The sequence below is a fragment of the Bradyrhizobium sp. SZCCHNR1051 genome, from assembly GCF_032489615.1.
GTDB lineage: Bacteria > Pseudomonadota > Alphaproteobacteria > Rhizobiales > Xanthobacteraceae > Bradyrhizobium.
The window spans coordinates 104649-128099 of the sequence record NZ_JAUEYJ010000027.1 but is presented as its reverse complement, the minus strand read 5'-3'; the positions used below and the strand labels follow the sequence as shown (position 1 = coordinate 128099).

24 protein-coding genes are annotated in these 23451 nt (G+C 65.3%); 12 read left to right on the top strand and 12 right to left on the bottom strand.

Going from position 1 to position 23451, the window contains the following annotated elements; genetic code table 11:
* Positions 1–49: 49 nt before the first annotated feature.
* Entirely contained in the window at positions 50–1993 is a 1944-nt protein-coding gene (aspS, locus tag QW868_RS29075; protein WP_316232126.1) for an aspartate--tRNA ligase, read from the bottom strand.
* 267 nt (positions 1994–2260) lie between these two features.
* Here aspS and QW868_RS29070 point away from each other — a divergent pair, with 267 nt between their 5' ends.
* Together QW868_RS29070 and rnd are read left to right on the top strand one after the other, a co-directional pair.
* Positions 2261–3736 (top strand): protein adenylyltransferase SelO, encoded by a 1476-nt coding sequence (locus tag QW868_RS29070; RefSeq protein WP_316232125.1) that lies wholly within the window; start codon positions 2261–2263, stop codon positions 3734–3736.
* A 405-nt stretch (positions 3737–4141) separates the two neighbouring features.
* Positions 4142–5290, top strand: a complete 1149-nt coding sequence (gene rnd / locus QW868_RS29065; RefSeq protein WP_315739434.1) for a ribonuclease D — start codon at positions 4142–4144, stop codon at positions 5288–5290.
* A gap of 80 nt (positions 5291–5370) precedes the next feature.
* Here the strand turns inward: rnd and QW868_RS29060 are convergent, their stop codons facing one another.
* On the bottom strand, positions 5371–5538 hold the full coding sequence (locus QW868_RS29060; protein ID WP_315739433.1) for a hypothetical protein: 168 nt from the start codon (positions 5536–5538) through the stop codon (positions 5371–5373).
* A 28-nt stretch (positions 5539–5566) separates the two neighbouring features.
* On the opposite strand from QW868_RS29060, the gene QW868_RS29055 reads away from it, so the two are divergent.
* On the top strand, positions 5567–5743 hold the full coding sequence (locus QW868_RS29055) for a hypothetical protein (protein WP_315739432.1): 177 nt from the start codon (positions 5567–5569) through the stop codon (positions 5741–5743).
* Between the two features lie 21 nt (positions 5744–5764).
* Here the strand turns inward: QW868_RS29055 and QW868_RS29050 are convergent, their stop codons facing one another.
* Genes QW868_RS29050 through QW868_RS29040 form a run of 3 tightly spaced genes read right to left on the bottom strand, consistent with a single transcriptional unit; the run spans position 5765 to position 7594 of the window.
* Positions 5765–6343 (bottom strand): isochorismatase family protein, encoded by a 579-nt coding sequence (locus QW868_RS29050; RefSeq protein WP_315739431.1) that lies wholly within the window; start codon positions 6341–6343, stop codon positions 5765–5767.
* A complete protein-coding gene (locus QW868_RS29045; RefSeq protein WP_315739430.1) occupies positions 6343–6966 on the bottom strand; it encodes a GNAT family N-acetyltransferase in 624 nt (207 codons plus the stop codon). Before QW868_RS29045 ends, QW868_RS29050 begins: the two co-directional genes overlap by 1 nt.
* The gene (locus QW868_RS29040; protein ID WP_315755723.1) at positions 6953–7594 is read right to left on the bottom strand and encodes a hypothetical protein; all 642 of its coding nucleotides are present in this window, start codon (positions 7592–7594) and stop codon (positions 6953–6955) included. The genes QW868_RS29045 and QW868_RS29040 overlap by 14 nt, the downstream gene beginning before the upstream one ends.
* A gap of 55 nt (positions 7595–7649) precedes the next feature.
* Here QW868_RS29040 and QW868_RS29035 point away from each other — a divergent pair, with 55 nt between their 5' ends.
* Positions 7650–8693 carry a LysR family transcriptional regulator gene (locus QW868_RS29035; RefSeq protein ID WP_315739428.1) on the top strand — a complete coding sequence of 348 codons (1044 nt, stop codon included), beginning with the start codon at positions 7650–7652 and terminating at the stop codon, positions 8691–8693.
* A 4-nt stretch (positions 8694–8697) separates the two neighbouring features.
* On the opposite strand, the gene QW868_RS29030 is transcribed toward QW868_RS29035, so the two are convergent.
* Positions 8698–9846: an autotransporter outer membrane beta-barrel domain-containing protein gene (locus QW868_RS29030; protein ID WP_316232124.1), complete on the bottom strand. Its 1149-nt coding sequence runs from the start codon at positions 9844–9846 to the stop codon at positions 8698–8700.
* 363 nt (positions 9847–10209) lie between these two features.
* On the opposite strand from QW868_RS29030, the gene QW868_RS29025 reads away from it, so the two are divergent.
* Positions 10210–10419 carry a cold-shock protein gene (locus QW868_RS29025; protein WP_315712366.1) on the top strand — a complete coding sequence of 70 codons (210 nt, stop codon included), beginning with the start codon at positions 10210–10212 and terminating at the stop codon, positions 10417–10419.
* Positions 10420–10564: 145 nt separating this feature from the next.
* Here QW868_RS29025 and purN read toward each other — a convergent pair whose 3' ends face one another.
* Together purN and purM are read right to left on the bottom strand one after the other, a co-directional pair.
* Positions 10565–11218 (bottom strand): phosphoribosylglycinamide formyltransferase, encoded by a 654-nt coding sequence (gene purN, locus QW868_RS29020; protein WP_315798811.1) that lies wholly within the window; start codon positions 11216–11218, stop codon positions 10565–10567.
* Between the two features lie 13 nt (positions 11219–11231).
* Positions 11232–12305, bottom strand: a complete 1074-nt coding sequence (gene purM / locus QW868_RS29015) for a phosphoribosylformylglycinamidine cyclo-ligase (protein WP_315739425.1) — start codon at positions 12303–12305, stop codon at positions 11232–11234.
* Positions 12306–12460: 155 nt separating this feature from the next.
* Here purM and QW868_RS29010 point away from each other — a divergent pair, with 155 nt between their 5' ends.
* The 4 genes from QW868_RS29010 to ppx all read left to right on the top strand — a co-directional run bounded on the left by QW868_RS29010 (position 12461) and on the right by ppx (position 17613).
* Positions 12461–13015, top strand: coding sequence for a CDP-alcohol phosphatidyltransferase family protein (locus tag QW868_RS29010; RefSeq protein ID WP_315739423.1), 555 nt, complete (start codon positions 12461–12463; stop codon positions 13013–13015).
* 58 nt (positions 13016–13073) lie between these two features.
* On the top strand, positions 13074–13751 hold the full coding sequence (locus QW868_RS29005; RefSeq protein WP_316232123.1) for a DnaA ATPase domain-containing protein: 678 nt from the start codon (positions 13074–13076) through the stop codon (positions 13749–13751).
* 124 nt (positions 13752–13875) lie between these two features.
* On the top strand, positions 13876–16071 hold the full coding sequence (locus QW868_RS29000) for an RNA degradosome polyphosphate kinase (protein ID WP_316232122.1): 2196 nt from the start codon (positions 13876–13878) through the stop codon (positions 16069–16071).
* 42 nt (positions 16072–16113) lie between these two features.
* Positions 16114–17613 carry an exopolyphosphatase gene (gene ppx / locus QW868_RS28995; RefSeq protein WP_315739460.1) on the top strand — a complete coding sequence of 500 codons (1500 nt, stop codon included), beginning with the start codon at positions 16114–16116 and terminating at the stop codon, positions 17611–17613.
* A gap of 7 nt (positions 17614–17620) precedes the next feature.
* On the opposite strand, the gene QW868_RS28990 is transcribed toward ppx, so the two are convergent.
* Complete coding sequence (locus QW868_RS28990; protein ID WP_316232121.1) at positions 17621–18043, bottom strand: globin family protein; 423 nt, start codon at positions 18041–18043, stop codon at positions 17621–17623.
* Positions 18044–18409: 366 nt separating this feature from the next.
* On the bottom strand, positions 18410–19897 hold the full coding sequence (locus QW868_RS28985) for an aldehyde dehydrogenase family protein (RefSeq protein ID WP_316232120.1): 1488 nt from the start codon (positions 19895–19897) through the stop codon (positions 18410–18412).
* Between the two features lie 118 nt (positions 19898–20015).
* Between QW868_RS28985 and QW868_RS28980 the strand changes: the two genes are divergently transcribed.
* Positions 20016–21101 (top strand): substrate-binding domain-containing protein, encoded by a 1086-nt coding sequence (locus QW868_RS28980; protein WP_316232119.1) that lies wholly within the window; start codon positions 20016–20018, stop codon positions 21099–21101.
* 37 nt (positions 21102–21138) lie between these two features.
* On the opposite strand, the gene QW868_RS28975 is transcribed toward QW868_RS28980, so the two are convergent.
* Together QW868_RS28975 and ndk are read right to left on the bottom strand one after the other, a co-directional pair.
* The gene (locus tag QW868_RS28975) at positions 21139–21996 is read right to left on the bottom strand and encodes a TerC family protein (protein ID WP_315780470.1); all 858 of its coding nucleotides are present in this window, start codon (positions 21994–21996) and stop codon (positions 21139–21141) included.
* 82 nt (positions 21997–22078) lie between these two features.
* A complete protein-coding gene (gene ndk, locus QW868_RS28970; RefSeq protein ID WP_315739416.1) occupies positions 22079–22501 on the bottom strand; it encodes a nucleoside-diphosphate kinase in 423 nt (140 codons plus the stop codon).
* 286 nt (positions 22502–22787) lie between these two features.
* On the opposite strand from ndk, the gene QW868_RS28965 reads away from it, so the two are divergent.
* Together QW868_RS28965 and QW868_RS28960 are read left to right on the top strand one after the other, a co-directional pair.
* A complete protein-coding gene (locus QW868_RS28965) occupies positions 22788–23063 on the top strand; it encodes a sulfur globule protein precursor (RefSeq protein WP_315739457.1) in 276 nt (91 codons plus the stop codon).
* 189 nt (positions 23064–23252) lie between these two features.
* Positions 23253–23444 carry a hypothetical protein gene (locus tag QW868_RS28960; RefSeq protein WP_315739415.1) on the top strand — a complete coding sequence of 64 codons (192 nt, stop codon included), beginning with the start codon at positions 23253–23255 and terminating at the stop codon, positions 23442–23444.
* Positions 23445–23451: the final 7 nt, after the last annotated feature.

Here is a 23451-nt window from a genome sequence, read left to right as displayed (position 1 = left end):
GCTGCGCTCGCAATGACGAAGATTCGAGCATCAACCTCAGTCCGCCGAACTACTTGTTCGGCAGGTTGGTTTTGATGTGCAGCTCGCGCAGCTGCTTCGTGCTGGCTTCCGACGGCGCGCCCATCAGCAGGTCCATGGCCTGCTGGTTCATCGGGAACAGCGAGATCTCGCGCAGGTTGGTGGTGCCGCAGAGCAGCATCACGATGCGGTCGACGCCGGCGGCCATGCCGCCATGCGGCGGGGCGCCATACTGGAAGGCGCGGTACATGCCGCCGAAGCGGTCGACCACCTCCTGCTCGCCGTAACCTGCGATCTCGAACGCCTTCACCATCGCCGCCGGCTTGTGGTTGCGGATGCCGCCGGAGGCGATCTCGTAGCCGTTGCAGGTGATGTCGTACTGGAACGCCTTGATGGTCAGCGGGTCCTGCGTCTGCAGCGCCTCGAGGCCGCCCTGCGGCATCGAGAACGGGTTGTGCGAGAAGTCGACCTTCTTGTCGTCCTCGTTGTACTCGTACATCGGGAAATCGACGATCCAGGCCAGCTTGAACTGATCCTTGTCGGCGAGGTTCAGCTCGTCCGAGACCTTGTTGCGGGCGAGGCCTGCGAACTTCCAGAACTTGTCGGGATCGCCGGCAACAAAGAAGGCAGCGTCGCCCTCCTTAAGTCCGAGCTGTTCACGAATAGCCGCAGTACGATCTGGACCGAGATTATTCGCTACTGGTCCAGCTCCCACAACAATCTTCTGAGCCCCTGTAGACTTGCCTGGGTTTTTGGCTTGCCATTCCTCCAATACTTTAATGGCCTCGATGATTTCATTCTTCTTGCGCAACTCTTCTACGCGATCGCGAACTCGCCGCTCCTCGTCGTTGTTTGCATCCAGAACGCCTTCAATGTCGCCGCGGCACATTACGTAGCCCAGGCCCGGCTGGCCTTCGCCCTGCGCCCACGAGTTCATGCGGTCGCAGAAGGCGCGGCTGCCGCCACCGGGTGCCGGGATCGCCCAGACCTGGTTCTTGGGGTCCTCGAGCATGCGCGCGAACACCTTGAAGCCGGAGCCGCGGAAGTGCTCGGAAACGTCGGCCATCTCGATCGGGTTGCGCAGATCAGGCTTGTCGGAGCCGTATTTGCGGATCGCCTCGGCGAACGGGATGCGCGGCCAACCCTTGGTCACCGGCTTGCCCTTGGCGAAGTCTTCGAACACCCCGGTGATGACCGGCTCCATCGCCGCGAACACATCCTCCTGCTCGACGAAGCTCATCTCGACGTCGAGCTGGTAGAACTCGCCCGGCAGGCGGTCGGCGCGCGGATCCTCATCGCGAAAGCACGGCGCGATCTGGAAGTAGCGGTCGAAGCCCGACATCATCAGCAGCTGCTTGTACTGCTGCGGCGCCTGCGGCAGCGCGTAGAACTTGCCGGGATGGATGCGCGACGGCACCAGGAAGTCGCGCGCGCCCTCCGGCGACGACGCGGTCAGGATCGGCGTCTGGAATTCGAAGAAGCCCTGCTCCTTCATGCGCCGGCGCATCGAATCGATGATCGCGCCGCGCGTCATGATGTTCTGGTGCAGCTTCTCGCGGCGCAGGTCGAGGAAGCGGTATTTCAGCCGGATGTCCTCGGGGTACTCCTGCTCGCCGAACACCGGCAGCGGCAGCTCGTCCGCGGGGCCGAGCACCTCGATGTCGGACACGTAGAGCTCGATCTTGCCGGTCGGCAGATCGTCATTGTCGGTGCTCTTGTTGTCGGCGCCGGCCGGGCGGCGGCGCACCTTGCCCTCCATGCGCACGACCCATTCCGAGCGCAGCTTCTCGGCCAGGCTGAACGCCGGCGAGTCCGGATCGACCACGCATTGGGTGATGCCGTAATGGTCGCGCAGGTCGACGAACAGGACGCCGCCATGGTCGCGGATGCGATGGCACCAGCCGGACAGCCGGACCGTCTCTCCGATGTTGCTCTCGCGGAGCGCGCCGCAGGTGTGGGTCCGGTAGCGATGCATGGTCGTCCTGAATGGTCGTCGTGAGGAGAAGGAATCGGCGCAGCCCTTAAAGGCGCGCTCCGAATGCGCGCAGGGTTTAGCCGAGCCGCCCCGGCGCGGCAACCGCAGGAACGGCTCCTTTTCCGCCTTGCAGCGGGGAAAAGGCCGCCTCGCTCGAGCCACCGATGCAACCAGGCGCGCTGCCGCCGAATTGAGCTGGTGCTGAAACGCTCATCTGGCGGCCGTTTGGGCTCGAAAAGCGGCCTCCTCGCGCCTATCTTGGACGGTATGACCGTGCATTTCCCCTTCCAGAACTCCTACGCCACGCTGCCGGACAATTTCTTTGCCCGGGTGGCGCCGACCCCCGTCGCAGCGCCTCGTCTCATCAAGCTGAACCGGCCTCTCGCCGCGGAGTTGGGGCTGAACCCGGCCGAGCTGGAGACGCCGGAGGGCGCCGAGATCCTGGCCGGCAAGACCGTGCCGGAGGGCGCCGAGCCGATCGCGATGGCCTATGCCGGCCACCAGTTCGGGCATTTCGTGCCGCAACTCGGCGACGGCCGGGCGGTCCTGCTCGGCGAGGTGGTCGACCGCAACGGCGTGCGCCGCGACATCCAGCTCAAGGGCTCCGGGCCGACCCCGTTCTCGCGCCGCGGCGATGGCCGTGCCGCGCTGGGGCCGGTGCTGCGCGAATACATCGTCAGCGAGGCGATGGCCGCGTTGGGCATCCCGACCACCCGGTCGCTGGCGGCGGTCGTCACCGGCGAGCAGGTCTATCGCGGGACCGCCCTGCCCGGCGCGGTGCTGACGCGGGTCGCGACCAGCCACATCCGGGTCGGCACGTTCCAGTATTTCGCCGCGCGCCAGGACACCGACGCCGTGCGCCGGCTCGCCGACCACGTCATCAGCCGGCATTATCCGGACCTCGCCGGAACCGAGCCGCCCTACCACGCTCTGCTCGACGCTGTGATCACGCGGCAGGCGCGGCTGATCGCGGACTGGCTGCTAATCGGCTTCATCCACGGTGTCATGAACACCGACAACACTTCGGTGTCCGGCGAGACCATCGATTACGGCCCCTGCGCCTTCATGGACGGCTATGACCCGAAGCAGGTGTTCTCCTCGATCGACGAGTTCGGCCGCTACGCCTTCGCCAATCAGCCGCGCATCGCGATGTGGAACCTGACCCGGCTCGCCGAATGCCTGCTGCCGCTGTTCGGCGACGACAAGGACCAGGCGATCAAGGAGGCCGAGGCGGCGCTCGACGGCTTTGCCGCCCAGTTCACCGACGCGCACCAGGCGGGGCTGCGCCGCAAGCTCGGCCTGTTCACGCAACGCGAGGGCGACCAGCCGCTGGCGCAGGCATTGTTCGATGCGATGGCGGCGGCCCGAGCCGATTTCACGCTGACGTTCCGCCGTCTCAGCGACGCCGCCGGCAGCGGCGATCTCAGCGAGGTCCGCGCCCTGTTCGAGGATCCCACGGACTTCGACGAATGGGCTCAGCGCTGGCGCCGGCGCCTCGCGGAGGAACCGCAGACGGCGGCGGAGCGGGGCGAGGCCATGCGCAAGGTCAATCCGGCCTTCATCCCGCGCAACCATCGCATCGAGGCGGTCATCACCGCGGCGGTCGAGAACGACGACTACGCGCCGTTCGAGGAGCTGCATGCGGTGCTGGCCCGGCCGTACGACGACCAGCCGGACCAGGCCGCCTATGCCGAGCCGCCACAGCCCCAGGAACGCGTGCTGCAGACGTTCTGCGGCACGTAAACGGCAAGCTCCCTGCCTTAACCTCGCGTCCACCATGGCCGGCGTCACGCCCGGGTCCTTAAGAAACGATCAACGCAGCCCCGACAAGTTGAAGCAACAAGTCGGGAGGTCGCGCACGTGGACGCGCTGGTGTTCGAATTCATGGGTCTGGCGATGATCGCCTTGTGCCTGATCGTGCTCGCCGTGCCCTCGGCGCGGCGGCCGTCGGGCCGCGTCCGGCATCACTGAGGCCACCCCGGACCGCCCATCGTCAACCATAGAGCGATCAGCTGACACCGGAGCGCTTGCGTTCCGGGCGGTTTGGGCCGACAAGCGAAGACGAATTTCGTTCCTTCCCCTTTGCCGACACCCTTGACTTGTCAGCGTTTTCGGACGACGGCGTAAGTGCCTCGTCATGGATCGTTCATGGACTTGATCACCACCACCGCGGACCTCGCGGCCGCCTGCGCCCGCCTCGCCCAGCACCCGGTCGTCACCGTCGATACCGAGTTCCTGCGGGAGACCACCTACTACCCCCTGCTCTGCGTCGTGCAGATGGCGAGCCCGGACGAGGCCGTGGTGATCGACGCCCTTGCCGAGGGCATCGATCTCAAAGCCTTCTTCGAGCTGATGGCGAACGAGAAGGTCCTGAAGGTCTTCCACGCCGCCCGCCAGGACATCGAGATCATCTGGCACCGCGCCGGCATCGTGCCGCACCCGATCTTCGACACCCAGGTCGCCGCGATGGTGCTGGGATACGGTGACAGCATCGCCTACGACCAGCTGGTCGAGCGCATCACCGGCCACCGCCCCGACAAGACCCACCGCTTCACCGACTGGTCGCGGCGGCCGCTGACCAAGGAGCAGGCGCATTACGCCGAGGCCGATGTCACCCATCTGCGCGACGTGTTTGCCGCGCTCGATGCCGACCTGAAGAAGCGCGGGCGAAGCGACTGGGTCAGCGAGGAGATGGAGATCCTGACCTCGCCGAAGACTTACGACTTCCATCCCGAGCGCGCCTGGGAGCGGCTGAAGACGCGGGTCCGCAAGCCGAAGGAACTCGCGGTGCTGATCGAGGTCGCGGCCTGGCGCGAGCAGGAGGCGCAGAGCCGCGACGTGCCGCGCAGCCGCGTGATGAAGGACGACGCGGTCGGCGACATCGCCACCCATGCCCCGACAACGATCGAGAAGCTCGGCAATCTGCGCTCGCTGCCCAAGGGCTTCGAGCGCTCAAGATGGGGCTCCGACATCGTCGCCGCCGTGCAGCGCGGGCTGGCGCGCGATCTCGCCGCCCTGCCCAAGCTGGAAAAGCCGCGCAACAACTCCAATGGCGCTGCGATCGTCGAGTTGCTCAAGGTCCTTCTGCGCATGACCTCGGAGCGCCATGCCGTGGCGAGCAAGGTCATCGCCACCGTCGACGATCTCGAGCAGATCGCCGCCGACGACAATGCCGACGTTGCTGCGCTGCAGGGCTGGCGCCGCGAGCTGTTCGGCGAGGCCGCGCTGGCGCTGAAGCATGGCAAGCTCGCGCTCGCGATCGAGAAGGGCCGCGTCGTCCGGGTCGACCGGGCCTGACGGGCATCGCAGCGGCTACGTCTTCCGGAGTTTGCCCAGTTGATTGCAGCAGGCGGCACGGCCGCCCATAATGCTGCCCATCATTCGGCGCTGGTCTGCCCCCTCAACTCCGCCTCGATTGTCTGAGACACCTCAACCAGAGCCATCGAAAGAATGTAGGCGCTGGTCGGCAGATTGAGCTGGCGCGCTTTCGCGATGGCCGCCTGGAGGCTGCTCGCCAGCTCTTTGAGCTCTTCCTCTCGGGTCATGTCGTGGTCTCGGTCCTGGAGCTGCCGCGTGAGCAAAGACGATTGCGAACCGCCGGAACAGAAGCTGCTGCGGCTGCTCAGCGAGAATCCGGTCGACCTGCACGTCGTCGAGGCCCTTCGCCTCGTCGTCGCGTTCAACAAGATCAGCGATCCGGCCGATCGCCGTATGATTATCGATCTGGCCGAACGACTCGCCTCAGGATGATACCGCCAATATCCGCCGCGGTCACACCGCGAGCCGGCCGCCGGCGCCGATAAGCTCGGCACTGTCGAGGACGCCGGCAAAATTGCCAATCACCTTGGTTACAACCAGCTTGTACAACGCAGCGTCGCCGGCACAAGCCTGCCGGCATGCGACGGCGTCTCCGATCACCTGATAGCGGTGGCTGCGGTGAAAACCGTCCACCACCGTCGAGAGGATCGTCTCGTCCAGCGAGAAGCCGAGCAGCACGCAGCGCATGCTGCGCATGTTCGCCATGTACTCGGCGAACCGAGCCGAGCTATAGGCCGACGGCAGTGGATGCTCGAACGCAAGCTCCCCTGGGGTCGGCTTGAAGTCCGGAAGCCAGTTCGTCAGGTTGGAGGCCGGATTGAACCAGGCCGCCTGTGCGATCCGCTTGAGATGGACGACCGGCCACAGGTTGTCGCGCCAGAGCGCGATCAACTGCCGGCACCGCGCCGTGACGACATCGCCATCGGCGATCAGATGCCTGCGTCCCTCGGCGAGATATTCGCATTGCAGATCGGCGCAGACGAGAACCGGCGGATCCACCTCGGTGGCACCGAACAGATCTCGGCTCGACATCACTGTCTCGCTGCGGCGAAGTCGCGCAAGGGCGAGGACGCCGGCCGGCCGGCCGAGAGATCGAGCACGCCCGGCCGGTCCCAGTCCCCTTCCGGACGAATGATCATGTAGGGATCGCTGTCGAGCGTGATCGCGTCGTCGCACGGCTCAAGGTCCAGCACCATCTCAGTGTATGAGAAATCCGAGAAGGTGAGCTTGCGATTATGGCCGAGCGGCTTGGCGCCGAAATGCGCCCAGAAATCGACGAGACGATCCTGCGCGTGGCCATAGGCCTTCTTGAAGCCCTTGCGCCTGCAATAGTCGAGCGCCTCGCGAACCAGCTTGAACGACAGTCGCGAGCGCCTGTACTGATGGCGCACCGCGAGCCGCTCGACCTTGGCGAAGTCGCCGAAGAAGCGCACGCGCACGCATCCAGCCGGCTCGTTGCCGACGAAACCGAGGAAGTGGGCTGCAACCAGATCGTTGCCGTCGAACTCCTCTTCCATCGGACAATCCTGCTCGGTCAGGTAGACCGCCGAGCGGATCGCCGTGACGAGCATGAGGTCATTCGGATCACGCGCGATGCGCACCGTGATCGCGCGCGGATTTGTCTTTGCCGCCCTGGCCGAACTAATGCTTTGCATCCGCGATGCTCCCTTGTCCGAAACTCGTGATCGACTGGATCGAAGGCGCGATCATCTCGGGCAGCCGGTTCCACGGCCGCTGATACCACCAGAGATCGGGCTGAAAGCTTGGAACCGGCGTGAAGCCGAGTGCGCCGAGAAACGCGCGCCCTTCCGGACTCGACGGTTGTGCGTAGTAGTCGGCGGCGCGAAATCTCGCGCCTCGCAGCGCCTGCGCGACGTTGCCGAGGCCGATTGCTCCTCGCCCTTGCGCCACGAGCGCCCAGACATAGATGGCAGCTACGTCTTCGTCCGGCCGCGCCAGAAATCTGCGCGGCGGATCATTCAAATTGAACTCATCCAGGAGCAACGCATCGAGGCCTGAGCAGTTGAGATAGAGGAAGGCTATGCCGCCGAGCAAGTTCCTGCCGCGGTAGAGCGCGAAGATCGAGTCCGGATCGTGCCGCAAGAACTCCGCAAGTTCGTGTTCCGAGGCACGAACGCCCGGTATTTCCCGGCGCGCGAGCGCCGCGAGCTCGCCGAGCCGATCGAGCGTGACCGCCTGAGCCGTGACCCGATCCGTCCGCGGCAGCGCGTCGAGCTGATGTCGCAGCGTGAATTCTGTGCTTCCGCGGTGCAGGTTCTGCATCTATGTTTCCAGCTTGGCTTTGATAACGTCATCATACTTGTCGGGGCTGGAGTGTATGCGGCAACATTTGCATCGGGGTGCTGCATCCACGCAGCACAGGAAGTCTGACGAAACGCTTAACCCTTCATGGGAGGATTTGAGAGCATTTCTGCTTTGTACACGTCACCGCAGCTTCCGAAACGCGGCGGATGTTCTCGGACTGACCGGCACAACCCTGATGCGCAAGATCGACCGGCTCGAGGACGAGCTCGGATTCAAGCTCTTCATCCGTGATCAATCCGGCCTGTCGCTCAGCGACGAGGGACGATCGTTGCTGTTCGACGTCGAGCAGATGGAGCGGCTGAGCTTCAACATCTTCCGGCGCGCCTCGCTGTCGACCGACACTCAAGGGTCGGTGCGCGTCGCCGTGACCGAAGGCCCCGGCAATTTCTGGATCCTGCCGCGACTGATCGATTTCCAGAAGACCTATCGCAGGATCACGGTCGATCTGAGCTGCGCGATGCAGCAGGCCGACGTGTCGCGGCTGGAGGCTGACATCTCGATTCAGTTCGAACGACCGACCAACCCCGACGTGATCGTTGTGAAGCTCGGCCGTCTGCACATCTACGGCTTCGTGTCGGAAGCTTATCGCGACGCGCATGGATTGCCGACATCGCTGGCGGATCTCAAGAACCACCGCATCATCAAGCAGCACGGCGTGCAGCTCGACGAGACGGGCTATGCGCGCATCCTCGGCTTGGAGTCGCTCGAGGGCATCGTCGGCATCTCCACCAATTCCAGCGTTGCCGTGCTCTACGCGGTCGAGCGCGGCGCCGGCATCGGCTTCCTGCCGACATCGGCGGTCGCGCTCGGGGCGCCGCTCGTTCCGGTCGATCTCGGCATCAACTACCACATGGATCTGTGGCTGACCTATCACAAGGAGTTTCGCAACTCCGACCGGCACAAGGTCGTCATCGACTGGCTGAAGCGCATCTTCGATCCGAAGGTCCATGCCTGCTTCCGGGACGAGTTCATCCATCCGCTGGAGCTCGTGCCTCTGATGGCGTCCGCGCGGGATGTCGTCGGCTTCGGCGGCTACGTCGCGCCGAAACCGGTCTGACGACCTACCACTTCAACTCGACGCCGAGCGTCCCCTGATGCGACTGCAGCGCCGAACGCAGCTTCGCATCGTAGTTCAGATAGAGGCGTGACGTTCGGTTCAAGGATAGCGACAGTGCCGCGCCGGCGTCGGCGCCGTAACGGCCCTCGCCAAGGCCCTGCAGCGTGATGCTCTGCGGACCGAGGCTCACGGTCACCGCGCCGAGATTCTGGCTGAAATTGTCGACGAGCTTGCCATAGGCCGAGACGTCGAGGACCCTGCCGTCGACGATGAAGTAGCGGCCGAATTCGGCGCCGACGAGAACGCGGGCGCGCTCCAGCGAGGTGCCGCTGACCGACAGCGGATCGAGCCCGCCCGATTCCTGGAATGCCGCGGTCGTGGCGCGGGTGTATTCGAAGGCGAGCTTCGGAACGATCCGGCTCTCACCGATGCTCCAGTAGTAGTCGAGCTCGCTCAGCACGCCCGTGATGTGGGCGCCGTAGACCGACGTCGCCGCACCGAGGCTGGTGTCGCGCCGCGCATTGATCCCGCCGAAGCCATGGACGATCGCGATCGCCCAGGTCCAGGGTCCCCGGTCGACCGAGGCGTTGAACCCGAACTGTGTGAGATCGAGCGTCGCCGATTGCAGCGCCAGCGGCACATCGACCCTGGTCCGGCTCTGGTCAACGGATAGTCCGACGTTCACGCCCGGCACGAGGCGCATGCCGATACCGGCGACACCGCCCCAAGTCGTCCTCTTGTCGCCAACGAAGTCGCCTTGCGCATTGCTGCGGACCGTCACGCCATACATCTCGCCCCAAGTCCGGAACCGAGCCTGTTCCGAAGCCTCCGGCGCACCCTCGCCCCCCGGATTGCTCCGCTGCAGCCGGGTGACGCCCTGCGTGGCCTGGGTGCCGAGCCGTTCGAGGAAGCTCGAGCCGAGATCGAGCACGGTTTGGCCGGACGAGCGTTCGGAACTGATCGCGCCGGGTGCAGGACTGGGCAATGGGCTCGGCGTTGGTGTCGGGCTAGCGGCTATGCTCGGCAGGCCGGCCTGCGCGGCGCACGGCGAAGACGCGACGGCCATACCGAAGGCGACGATGGCCAGCAGCGCCGCCCCGGGTACACGGGTGCACCGTCGCCTGCCCCGCTTGGCCTGAGATGCCCCGCGCATCGATGCCCCGTTCGCCGCCCGCTCGAATTCGCTTCATATTGCCGCGTCGATTTGTCCGCAGTTCCCGATCGCGGTCAATGAGATTGACCATGCCGCGGCTGCACCGCAAGGATTTGTGGTTCTAGCGCCACAAGCCACGCAGTGCAGCAGCAGCCGGTGACGTGACGTCGCGACGCGTTCTCATCGATCCGCCGAACTTGATATCGGCGGAAAATCGTGTTGCAATCTCCAGCACAATCGGATTGGCCGTTCGACTGTGCGTTTCGCGACTTCGGAAATTGAGCAGATCCCCGGAAGCCCGTTTGTGGCGTGGCACGCGTGAGCGTGGCCGCGTCTTTTTTTCGTCTAGACGAGGAGACAGCGATGCCGACCTACAAGGGCAGCGTGAAGTGGTTCAACCCGACCAAGGGATATGGCTTCATCAAACCGGCTGGCGGAGACAAGGACGTGTTCGTCCATATCTCGGCCGTGGAGCGTGCTGGACTGACCACGCTCAACGAGAACCAGACGATCGAATATGATCTGGTGGAGAGCCGCGGCAAGACGTCGGCAGAGAACCTGAAGCTCTCGTGAGCATCGTCCCGGCGGAGGGCGCCACAGCGCGCGTTCGAAAGCCAACTCACGAGTTCCGCGTCACGCTCGCTTGCCGCGGATGATCAGACTTCGTCAGCCTTGATGTGCCCCGGCCCCGCCGGGGATTTTTTTCGTCCGGCGACAGCTAACGGACGACGGGCCAGATCAGCGCGTGATCGGCCTGCACCACGGACGACGTCCGGCAGAGATCGCCTTCGAGCCGCACCAGGCCCTTGGCCAGCAGCTTCAGCGCCTCGGGATAGATGCGATGCTCGACGCCAAGAATGCGCGTCGACAGCGTGTCCGGCGTATCGTCGTCCCTGACCACGACCGCGCCCTGCATCACGATCGGACCTGCATCCGTCTCCGGAATGACGAAATGCACGGTGGCGCCTGACAGCTTGACGCCGGCACGCAGCGCCTGGCCGTGCGGATCGAGGCCGGGGAATGATGGCAGCAGCGACGGATGAATGTTGAGCATCCTTCCGTACCAGCGCTGCACGAACTCCGCCGTGAACAGGCGCATGAAACCGGCCAGGCAGATGATCTCGATGCCGCGTGCATCGAGCGCCTGCTGCAGTCTGGCTTCGAACCCTGCGCGGTCCTTGCCGAACGGCTTGCTCTCGATGATTTCGATCGCGACGCCGCTCTCCTGCGCTTTCTGCAGTCCGGCCGCATCGGCTCGGTTGGAGATCACAATGGCGACCTCGGCCGGAAAATCCGGCTGCGCCGCCGCGTGGATCAGCGCGGCCATGTTCGACCCACGGCCCGAGATCAGGATGGCGACGCGGCGCTTCATCGGCTCACTCGTCTCACAGGGCCAGATCGAGGGCGCCGGTGTAAATCACGCGCTCATCGCCCGCGGCGGCAACGACCTCGCCGAGCCGGGCAACGTGCTCACCATTGGCGGCGAATACCTCGATGACGGTATTGACGGCCTCGGCCTTGACGATCGCGATCATGCCGATCCCGCAATTGAAGGTGCGCAAGAGCTCGCGCTCGGCAATGCCGCCCTGCTCCGCCAGCCATTTGAAGACCGGCAGCACCGGCAGGCCCGTCAGATCAATCGAGACGCCGAGATGCTTCGGCAGCACGCGCGGAATGTTGTCGGTGAAGCCGCCGCCCGTGATGTGCGCGAGCCCCTTGACCGCACCGGTCTCGCGGATGGCGCGAAGGCACGACTTCACATAGAGCCGGGTCGGCGTCAGCAGCGCCGCGCCGAGAGTCAGGACCGGCGCGAACGGTGCCGGCGCATCGAAGCCGAGGCCGGACTGGGCGACGATCTTGCGCACCAGGGAGTAGCCGTTGGAATGCACGCCGGATGAAGCGAGGCCGAGGACCACGTCGCCGGCCGCGATGTCCGGCGACGGCAGCAGCGTGCCGCGCTCGGCGGCGCCGACCGCGAAACCGGCAAGATCGTAGTCGCCGTCCTTGTAGAGGCCCGGCATTTCCGCGGTCTCACCGCCGATCAGCGCGCAGCCGGATTCCCGGCAGCCTTCGGCGACGCCGGCGACGATCGAGGCCGTCGCCTCCGGGTCGAGCTTGCCGCAGGCAAAGTAGTCGAGGAAGAACAGCGGCTCGGCGCCCTGCACGACGAGATCGTTGACCGACATGGCGACCAGGTCGATGCCGATGCCGCCATGCAGCCCGGTCTCGATCGCGATCTTCACCTTGGTGCCGACGCCATCGGTCGCGGCGACCAGCACCGGATCCTTGAATCCGGCGGCCTTGAGGTCGAACAGGCCGCCAAAGCCACCGATCTCGGCATCCGCGCCGGCGCGGGCGGTTGCGCGCACCATGGGCTTGATCAGATCGACCAGACGGTTTCCGGCATCGATATCGACGCCCGAATCTGCATAAGTGAGCCCGTTCTTGCGCTCGGTCATGGTAAAAACCCCTAATCTGGCCGCTGGTTACGTCGGAATCCGGCCGCGCGCAATGGCTCGCAAGGGGCTCGTCCCCATACTATCTAGGAACCGTACCGGTTCGCCCTGTTTCGGAATCGGGTTGTCTTTTGATCGTTGTCGTCGGGACCCGCTGCGTGACCATTCCCCACAGTATCCCCAATCTGATCACGCTCGGTCGAATCCTGCTGGTTCCGATCGTCGTCTGGGCCATTGCGGCCGGCGAGATGGAGATCGCGTTTCTGGTCTTCGTGGTCGCGGGGGTGAGCGACGCCGTGGACGGCTTCCTGGCAAAGCGCTTCAACCTGCGGTCCGAACTGGGAGCCCTGCTCGATCCCCTCGCCGACAAGGCGCTGCTGGTCTCGATCTTCGTCACGCTTGGCATCTGGGGCGCGATCCCGCGCTGGATCGTCATCCTGGTGGTCTCGCGCGACATCATGATCGTCTCGGCGGTGATCGTGTCCTGGCTGTTCGACCGGCCGGTCGCGATGAAGCCATTGATGGTGTCCAAGCTGAACACGGTCGCCCAGGTCGGATTCGCAGCGCTCGTGCTGGCCTCGCTCAGCTTCGGCTTCGAGCCCAAGCCCTACGATGTGGTGCTGATGGCGCTGGTCACGGTCTTTACCCTCGTGTCGGTCGGGCTGTATCTCGTCGACTGGGTGCGCCACATGAGCACCATCGAGGTCCGGTGATCCTCCGCTGAGGGCCCGTCCTGACCTCACGCACCCCACGATACGGAGCAATTCGACCTTGGCCGGCCATATCCCCCCTCGTCAGCTGGCCTTCGCACTGCCGCATGCGGAGAGCCTGACGCGGGACAATTTCTTCGAAGGTCCAGGCAACGCGGCCGGGCTCGCTCTGGTCGACGCCTGGCCGGAATGGCCGGCGCGGACCATGTTCCTGGTCGGCCCCGACGGCTCCGGCAAGAGCCACCTCGCCGCGATCTGGGCCGAGCAGGCTGGAGCCCGATCCCTGTCCGCGCATGCCCTCGAGGCGAGCGCGGTCCCTGGGGCGCTCGCCACCGGCGCGCTGGTGCTGGAGGATCTGACGGCAACCGATCTCGACGAGCGGGCGCTGTTTCACCTGCTGAACCTGGCCCGCCAGGACGAGGCTTTCGTGCTGATCACGGCGCGCGAGGCCCCGGCGGCCCTGCCCGTCGCCCTGGCCGATCTGAGGTCGCGGCTGCGCGCCGTCCCGGTCGTCACGCTGCTGCCGCCCGACGACCAGCTGTTCCGTGCCTTGATCGTCAAGCTGGCCGCCGACCGGCAACTGGCGATCGACGAGACCGTGGTCAGCTATCTCGCAAGCCACATCGAGCGCTCCTATGCGGCGGCACGCCAGACCATCGCGCTGCTGGACAACGAGTCCCTGCGGCTCGGACGGCCGGTCACCCGGGCGCTGGCGGCGGAGCTGCTCCGCCCGCTGTGACCGGCGGCCATCTTGACGGCGGTTGGCGACGGAACCTCAATGGTGCCGGCAACGTCATCCCCTGGTTACCCAGATTGGGCTACGGTCGACCATTCGCGACTGGATGGATATGGATCGAATTCCGATGGATACCGAGCAAGTTACTGAACTTTCAGAGAAAGAACCGGTCGCGGCGCCGTCCTTCGAGATTGCCTCGAGCCCCGAGCGATTCATCAACCGGGAACTGTCCTGGCTTCACTTCAACCGCCGCGTTCTGGAGGAATCGGTCAATCCGCGCCATCCCGCCCTGGAGCGGGTGCGCTTCCTGTCGATTTCCGCCAACAACCTTGATGAATTCTTCATGGTCCGCGTCGCCGGCATCCGCGCCCAGGTCCGCGAGGGCATCGCCGAGCGCAGCCCGGATGGGCTGACACCCACCGAGCAGTTGAAGCTGATCAACGAGACCGTCTCACAGCTCGCGATCGACCAGCAGGCGATCTGGCGCGACCTGCGCAAGTTTCTCGGCGAGCTCGGCATCGTGCTGGTCGACGGCCAGGACGTCACCAAGAGCGAGCGCGCCTGGATCGAGGACCACTTCCTCGCCAACATCTTCCCGCTGCTGACGCCACTGGCGATCGATCCGGCGCATCCGTTCCCGTTCATCCCGAGCCTCGGCTTCACGGTGGCGCTGCAGCTGATCCGCTCCGCCGACGGGCGTCCGATGAACGCCCTCATCCGAATGCCCGGCAAGATCGACCGCTTCATCCGCTTCCCCGGCTCCAAGGATGGCGTGATCCGCCTGATCACCCTCGAGCAGGCGACCGGCCTGTTCATCGGCCGGCTGTTTCCGGGCTACACCGTGAAGGGCCAGGGCGCCTTCCGGATCATCCGCGACAGCGAGATCGAGATCGAGGAAGAGGCCGAAGACCTGGTGCGGCTGTTCGAAACCGCGCTGAAGCGGCGCCGTCGCGGCTCGGTGATCCGGCTCGAGATCGAGGCCAACATGCCGGAGGAGCTACGCCGCTTCGTGCAGAATGCGCTCTCGACCACCGATGACGAGGTGTTCCTGGTCGACGGCGTGCTGGCGATGAACGAGCTGTCGCAACTGACGCGGGTCGACCGGCCCGACCTCGAATTCGTGCCCTATGTGCCGCGCCATCCTGAGCGTGTCCGCGACCATGGCGGCGACATCTTCGCCGCCATCCGGCAGAAGGACCTGATCGTCCATCACCCTTACGAGTCGTTCGACGTCGTCGTGCAGTTCCTGCAGCAGGCGGCGCGCGACCCGGACGTCGTCGCGATCAAGCAGACGCTGTACCGCACCTCCAACAACTCGCCGATCGTGCGCACTTTGGTGGAAGCTGCCGAAGCCGGCAAGTCGGTGACGGCGCTGGTCGAGCTCAAGGCGCGTTTCGACGAGGAGGCCAACATCCGCTGGGCCCGCGATCTGGAGCGCGCCGGCGTGCAGGTGGTCTACGGCTTCCTGGAGCTGAAGACGCATGCCAAGCTGTCGATGGTCGTACGCCGCGAGGGCGGCAGCCTCACGACCTATGTCCACACCGGCACCGGCAACTATCACCCGGTGACGGCGCGCATCTACACCGACCTGTCCTACTTCACCTCCGACCCGGTGATCGGCCGCGACGTGACGCGGGTGTTCAACTACATCACCGGCTATGCCGAGCCGATCGACATCGAGAAGATGGCGGTGTCGCCGCTCACGCTTCGCAAGCGCATGATCGAACACATCCACGGCGAGACCAGCTTCGCCCGCCAGGGCAAGCCGGCCGTGATCTGGATGAAGATGAACTCGCTGGTCGATCCCGACATCATCGACGCGCTGTATGAGGCCTCGCAGGCCGGCGTGTCGATCGAGCTGATCGTGCGCGGCATCTGCTGCCTGCGTCCCGGCCTCCCCGGACTGTCGGAGAACATTCGCGTCAAATCGGTGATCGGCCGCTTCCTCGAGCATGGCCGCATCTACTGCTTTGGTATGGGTCAGGGCCTGCCGAGCGCCAAGGCCGCCGTCTACATCTCCTCGGCCGACATGATGCCGCGCAATCTCGACCGCCGCGTCGAGGTGCTGTGCCCGCTTCAGAACCCTACCGTGCATCAGCAGGTTCTGGAACAGATCATGGTCGCGAACCTCAAGGACACCGAGCAGAGCTGGCAATTGTTGCCGGATGGGTCGTCAACGCGTATGAAGGCCGCGAAGGGCGAGGAGCCGTTCAACCTGCACAATTACTTCATGACGAATCCGAGTCTGTCCGGCCGTGGAAAGTCGCTCAAGGAATCATCGCCGCGCCGGCTCACGCGCCGGAATGAACGCCCTCCTTCATAGGGGCTGTCTGCACCGGGGCCTTCTGCGCCGGGACATGCCGTGGTGAAGCGGCCCGGCACGAGGGCCGCGAGCGTCGGTGTCATCGACATCGGCTCGAACTCGGTCCGCCTCGTCGTCTACCAGGCGATGGAACGCAGTCTCGTCACCGTGTTCAACGAGAAGGCGCTGTGCGGGCTCGGTCGCGAGGTCCAGACCACCGGCCTGCTCGCGGCCGATGCCGTCGACAAGGCGCTGACGGCGCTGAAGCGCTTCCGCGCGTTGTGCAAGGTGCAGCGGGTGGGGCAAGTTCATGCCATCGCGACCGCCGCCTGCCGCGATGCTTCGAACGGCGCTGATTTCATCGCCAAGGCCGAGAAGATCTGCGGCGCCCCGATCCAGATCCTCACCGGCCCCGAAGAGGCGCGCTATTCGGCGCTCGGCGTCATCTCCGGCATTCACAAGCCCGACGGCATCGTCGGCGATCTCGGCGGCGGCTCACTTGAGCTGATCGACGTGCGCGGGCACCAGGTCCGCAGCGGCGTCACCCTGCCGCTCGGCAGCCTGGCGCTGCAGGATCTCGCCGAGAAATCGCTGAAGAAGGCGGAGCGGATCGCGCGCGAGGCGCTGACCGACCTGCCGCAACTGCTGGCCGGCCAGAACCGCACCTTCTATGCGGTCGGCGGCACCTGGCGCGCGCTGGCGCGCATCCACATCATCCAGAGCGGCTATCCGCTCGGGGTGATGCACGGCTATGCGATTCCGGCGGCCGATGCGCTGGCCTTCGTGCGCCGGCTGCGCCGTCTCGTCGCCGCCGACATGCTGGCCGACATCGAAGCGATCGCCGAGGCGCGGCGCCCGCTGCTCGCCTATGCCGCGCTGGTGCTCGAGCACATCATCCGCGTCGCCAGGCCGACGACGGTCGTGTTCTCGACCTTCGGCGTGCGCGAGGGCCTGCTCTACTCCAAGCTTCCCGACGCCGAGCGCGCCAAGGACGGGCTGCTCTGCGCGGCCCAGGGCCTCAACGAGCTGTTGTCGCGCTCGGCCCAGCATGCCCGCGAGCTGATCGACTGGACCGACCGCCTGTTCCGCGTGATGCACATGCGCGAGACCGAGGACGAGCGCCGGCTGCGGCACGCCGCCTGCCTGCTGTCCGACATCGGCTGGCGCATGCATCCGGACCATCGCGGCGAGCAGACCTACGGCATCGTTCTGAACGGCAATTTCGGCTCGATCAACCACGAGGGCCGCATCTTCGTCGCGCTGTCGGTGTTCTTCCGCTACGAGGGCCTGCGCGACGAGGCGGCGGCGCCTGCCCTCACCGAGCAGCTGAGCCCGGCCCAGATCGATCGTGCGCGCCTGCTCGGCACCGCGTTTCGGGTCGCGCATCTGATCTCCGCGGCGCGACCCGGCGTGCTGCCCGCAACGCACTTCCGCACCCAGGATCGCAAGCTGATGCTGGTGTTCGAGCACCAGATGGTCGACCTCGTCGCCGACCGTGTCGGCGGACGCTTCAAGCAGCTCGCGCGTCTCGTCGGCCGCTCCGGCTCGATCGTGCGCAGCTAGATCCGGATCAGGGCCGCCGAGCGCCGACCGAAATTGCGATCATCCGCTGGGCGATGATGCCGTAGACCTTGCGCCAGGCATGCTCCACCTCATCGTTCCAATGCGGACCAAGCCCCTTGGCGAGGCTCCACAGCAGCGCCTCCCCGACCACCGGATAGTACTCCGGCTTGACGCCATAGCGCGCATGATTGCGGCCGAGGATGTCGGTGCTCGACAGAAGTCCGGTCATCTGATCGAGGCTGCCGACGAGCACCGCAAGCGTCGCGATGAAATCGCGCTTCAGCACGTCCATATCGGCTGGAAACATCGCGCGGCATTCCGGCAAGAGCTCGAACACGCGATCATAGAACGTCGTCGTCATCTGTGTAGCATTGGCAAATACCAAGTCGAACGACGACTTGACGTGCGCAATCTCATCTGCAGTCAACATGCGCAAGTCCAATTCGAAACAATTCCAATCAGGGCCCGATCAGTGGAGCTCGACGTAGTGGTGTCGCGGCGACGCGAACGGGTTCATTATAAGAAGCAGACGACCACGCCCTGCGGTACTTGTCAAAGGCGCGGCACCGTGCCGCAGCACTGTGGATTGGCTTGTGATCCTGCCGCGACGATTGCTGACCGACTCAGCGATCGGAGACGGCAACGGCAACAAACACGACGGCCATCGTGCTTCTCACAGGCCATCGGAGACGCCGACACGCCGGCCGCCGACCGGCGCCAAGGCCGACTGATCCGTTGGATCGCGCAGACGGCCGCCGATGCGAATGGCGGCCGTCCGCGTCAACCGACGCCTGGCTCACACCGCGAGGTTCATCCAGACGGACTTCGGCTCCGTGAAGTTGTCCAGCGCGGCCGTGCCGTGCTCGCGGCCCAGTCCGGAGTCACGATCGCCACCCCAAGACAGCCGCACATCGGTGTAGCCATAGGTGTTGATCCACACGGTGCCGGCGCGCAGGCGCTTAGCGAAGCGATGGACGCGCCCCATGTCGCGGCTCCAGACGCCTGCGGCCAGGCTGTAAGCCGTGCCGTTCGCCATCCGCAGCGCCTCGGCCTCGTCCCTGAACTTGATCACGCTGACCACGGGTCCGAAGATCTCCTCCTGCGAGATCCGCATGTCGTGCGTGACGCCAGCGAAGACGGCGGGGCTGACGAAATAGCCGCGGGCGGCCGCGCGCTGGCCGCCGGTGACGAGCGTGGCGCCTTCGTTGCGCCCGATGTCGACATAGTCGAGGATCGTCTTCATCTGCCGTTCGGAGATGACCGGTCCGAGCGAGGTGGCGCGATCGAGCGGATCGCCGATCCGCAACGCCTGCGCCCGCGCAGTCAGGCGATCGACCACCTCGTCATACACGCGCTCGTGCACGAGCACCCGCGATCCGGCCGAGCACACCTGCCCGGTGTTGAAGAAGATGCCGCTGGCCGCAGCCTTCGCGGCGGCCTCGATGTTCGCATCGTCGAAGATGATGTTGGCCGACTTGCCGCCGAGCTCGAGCGACACCCGTTTGAAGTTGCCGGCCGCCGCCTTCATGATGCCGCGGCCGACGCCGGGCGAGCCGGTGAACGTGACCTTGTCGACATCGGGGTGGTTGACCAGCGCCTCGCCGACAGTGCGCCCAGGGCCGGTCACGATGTTGAGAACGCCGGGCGGCAGTCCGGCTTCGAGCGCGAGCTCCCCGATCCGCAGCGCCGACAGCGACGTCAGCTCGGCGGGCTTCATCACGACGGTGCAGCCGCAGGCCAGCGCCGGCGCGAGCTTCCACATCCCGATCATCAGCGGGAAATTCCACGGCACGATCGCCGCGACCACGCCGACCGGCTCGCGCACCGTATAGGTCAGCGCATCATCGCGCGTGGAGACGACTTCACCGCTGATCTTGTCGGCCCATCCGGCGTAATAAGTGAGCGTATCGATGGCGGCGGGAAGATCCTGGCGCAGGATCGCCGACACCGGCTTGCCGGCATCGAGGCTTTCGAGCTCGATGATCTCGTCAGCATGGTCGCCCAACAGATGCGCCCATTTCAGAAGGATCGCGCCGCGCTCGGCTGCACGCATCGTCCGCCACGGCCCTTCGAAGGCCTTGCGGGCCGCGGCGACCGCGAGATCGACATCCTCGGCATTGCCCTCGGCGACCGTCGCAATCGCCTGCTCGGTTGCAGGATTGAGCGAGGTGAAGGTGCGTCCCGAAACCGAGGGAACATGCCGGCCGCCGATCAAGAGCTGGAACGGCTTCGTCAGATAAGACGTCGTCCTCAAGCCGCGCTCGTAATCATATGCAATCGACATCATATTTCCTCCGTTTGTTGTATACCAATGAAGGTAAGAACAAATATCTGTTCGTAAATATGATATCTGTTGCCTATGGCCGGCGGTCATATGAAGCCGACTTCACAAGTAGGCCCTGATGTTGCGGATCGCGATCGAACCTGTCTGGCGTTTCTACAAGGACGACGGCCCGCAGAGCATCGTCGTGATGCTCCGCGTGCTCAGCGAAATCAGGAGGACGGGTAAGATCACCAGCGCGGCCAGCGACGCGCATCTGTCCTATCGTCACGTCTGGAATCTGATCGAGCAGTGGTCTGAATTCTTCGGCGTGCCGCTGGTCGAGACCCAGCGCGGCAAGGGATCGAAGCTCACCACGTTCGGAGACAAGATGGTCTGGGCCGGCGAGCGCATGCACGCCCGCCTCGGCCCGCAGCTCGACAATCTGGCGCAGGAGCTGGTGACCGAGATCAAGCCGTTCCTGCAGCCGCATCCCGGCGTGATCCGCGTTCACGCCAGCCACGGCTTTGCCGTCGCCAAGCTGCGCGAGCTGTTGGATCGCGAGCCAGGCGTCGGGGTCGATGTCCGCTATGTCAGCAGCCAGCATTCGCTGGCGTCGCTGGCGCAAGGCGAATGCGACCTGTCGGGACTGCATCTGCCGCGCGGCGAGCTGCGTGCCCAGAACATCCAGGCCTGCAGGGATTGGCTTGATCCCAAGCAGGACTGCGTCATCAGCTTCGTGACCCGTGAAATGGGGCTGATGGTCAAGCGCGGCAATCCGCTGTCCATCCGTTTATTGGCCGATCTTGCCGACGGCAGGGCGCGCTTCGTCAATCGCGATCATGATTCCGGCACCCGCCTGGTGTTCGATCAGTTGCTCGCGTCACAAGGCATCGATGAAGCGCGCATCAATGGCGCGCAGCAGATCGAGTTCACCCACGCAGCCGTCGCCGCCTATGTCGCGAGCGGCATGGCCGACGTCTGCTTCGGCGTCGAGGCCGCCGCGCGGCAGTTCGGGCTCGACTTCATCCGTATCCTCACCGAGGACTATTTCTTCGCCTGCCATAAATCGTTTCTGGAAACCGACCCGATGCGGCGGGTGCTTGAGGTGATGAAGGGCGACGAATTCCATCGCGCCGTCGCTGCCCTGCCCGGCTACCAGCCAGCCGCCACGGGATCGGTCCACACCGTTCGCGAATTCCTCGATCGGCTGGATGCGGAGTCCTGACGCCGCCCGGTCGGACGCGACGCGTCCTGACGATCAGCTACGGCAGATCGACGCCGCGCGCCGGCACCAGCTCGCTCTCGGCCTGACGCTGCAGCGCGCGGCCGCGCCAGATCGAGCCGGCGATCAGCACCACACCGGCGCCGATCAGCGACATCAGCGTCTCCATGACATCGACGTGGCTCGCGAGATTGGTCTTGCCGGCGAACAGCGCCGAGGTCGCCTCGATGTTGATGACCACGGTGCCGTCGAGGAGATGGTGCAGCATCGGCTCGATCGCGGGATCGGTCGCGATCACCTCGCCGGCCACCCAGCCGAGCAACATCGCGCCGAGCCAGACCAGCAGCGGGACCCGATCGAGCACAAGCATGATCAGCGCGGCGCCCGCGATGATCAGCGGGATGCTCATGGCGAGGCCGATGATCAGCAGGGACGCCTGGCCGTTCGCGGCCGCAGCCACCGCGATCACGTTGTCGAGGCTCATCACGAGGTCGGCAAGCGCGACGATGCGGACCGCATGCCACAGCGTCGTGCCGGCTGCGATCTCGTCGTTCTCGTCCTCGGGCACCAGCAGCTTGGCGGCGATCACGATCAGCGCCAGCCCGCCGATCAGCTTCAGGTAGGGCAGCGCCATCAGGGTGGCGACGATGCCGGTAAAGGCGATGCGCAGTGCGACGGCAATGCCGGAGCCGGCCACCATGCCCCAGACGCGATGCTTGCCGTGCAGGCCGCGGCAGGCGAGCGCGATGACCAGCGCATTGTCGCCCGACAACAGCACGTTGATCCAGACGATCTTGCCGAGCGCGAGCCAGAAGCCCGGGCTCTGCAGGTCGGCCTCGAATTGAGCGAGCAAATGGCCGAAAGTGGCGGGATCAGCGAGTTGCGACAGCCAGTTCACGGCCAAGCCTTTCAGATCGGTTCAACGAAGATTGAGCACGTCGGCATGCGGCGGAGCGAGGCTCCGCCGCAGCGATCATGGCTCAGCCGACGATCTCGTTGCCGGCGAAGAACTGCGCGATCTCGACCGCAGCCGTCTCGGCGGCATCCGAGCCATGCACCGAGTTCTCGCCGATCGACTTCGCATGCGATTTGCGGATGGTGCCGTCGGCGGCCTTCGACGGATCGGTCGCGCCCATCACGTCGCGGTACTTCAGGATGGCTCCTTCGCCCTCGAGGACCTGGACGACGACCGGGCCGGAGATCATGAAATCGACCAGCTCGCCGAAGAACGGCCGCGCCTTGTGCACGGCATAGAAGGTCTCGGCCTGGTCGCGGGTCATGCGGATCCGCTTCTGAGCCACGATGCGCAGGCCGGCCTTCTCGATCAGCGCATTGATCGCGCCGGTGAGGTTACGCTCGGTCGCGTCGGGCTTGATAATCGAAAAGGTGCGCTCAATCGCCATGATGTCGTCCTTGGAGGTGCGGGATTTGGGTGGGTTGCGGGCTTATATCGACGCGATTGGTCGACGGCAAGCGACCGGGACCCAGCCCGGAGGCGCAACGCCTTACGACAATTTCACGTTTCTGAACATAGCCTGAAGGGTTCGTGCGACCATCATTCAGCTGTCATGTCTTAACGTGTTCGGTATCGGGCGAGGACGAGCCAGCAGCGTTCCGGTGGCCGCCCTCTCCCAGCCTCATCCGTCGGACAATTTCGGCGCCTCCAACGCTGTCATCCAGGAGACGATCATGTTGCGCAAACTCTCCCTCATCGCGGCGGCCGCCGTTGCCCTCGGCGCAGCCGCCCTCGCCCCGACCGCCGCCTCGGCTCACTGGCACGGTGGCTGGCATGGCGGTGGTTGGCACGGAGGCGGCTGGCATGGCGGTTGGCACCGTCCGTTCTACGGTCCCCGCTTCTTCGTCGGCGGCCCGGCCTACAGCTACGGCTATGGAGGCTGCTATGTGCGCCGCGTGGTTCCGACCCCGTGGGGACCGCGCTGGCGCCTGATCAACCGCTGCTATTGATACGAGCCTCGGCGCGGCACCCGCCCCCCGCCGCACCGAATTCGCATCGCCCCGGCGTCTCCCCCACGCCGGGGCTTTTTTTGTGCAGTTTCAACCTGATTTCGGGGTATTCCGGTCAGGAGCCGGAAACAAATCGAGCGGCCACGACTTGTTACGGCATCGTCCTGCAACTGCTCGTGGAATTCCGTCATGTCTGGCCGCACCGCCAATTTCAGCGAGGCTCTCGATCGCAAGACCAGCCGATCGATCTGCGAGGCCGTCGGCGAGCGCCTGCAACGCAGCCTGCCGCCGGACGGCTCTCACCTGCCAGCTTCCCTTGCGGACCTGATGAACGAGTTGCGCAAGCGCGACGAGGCCGGGACGAGCCTATCCGGCCGCTGAGACCGCG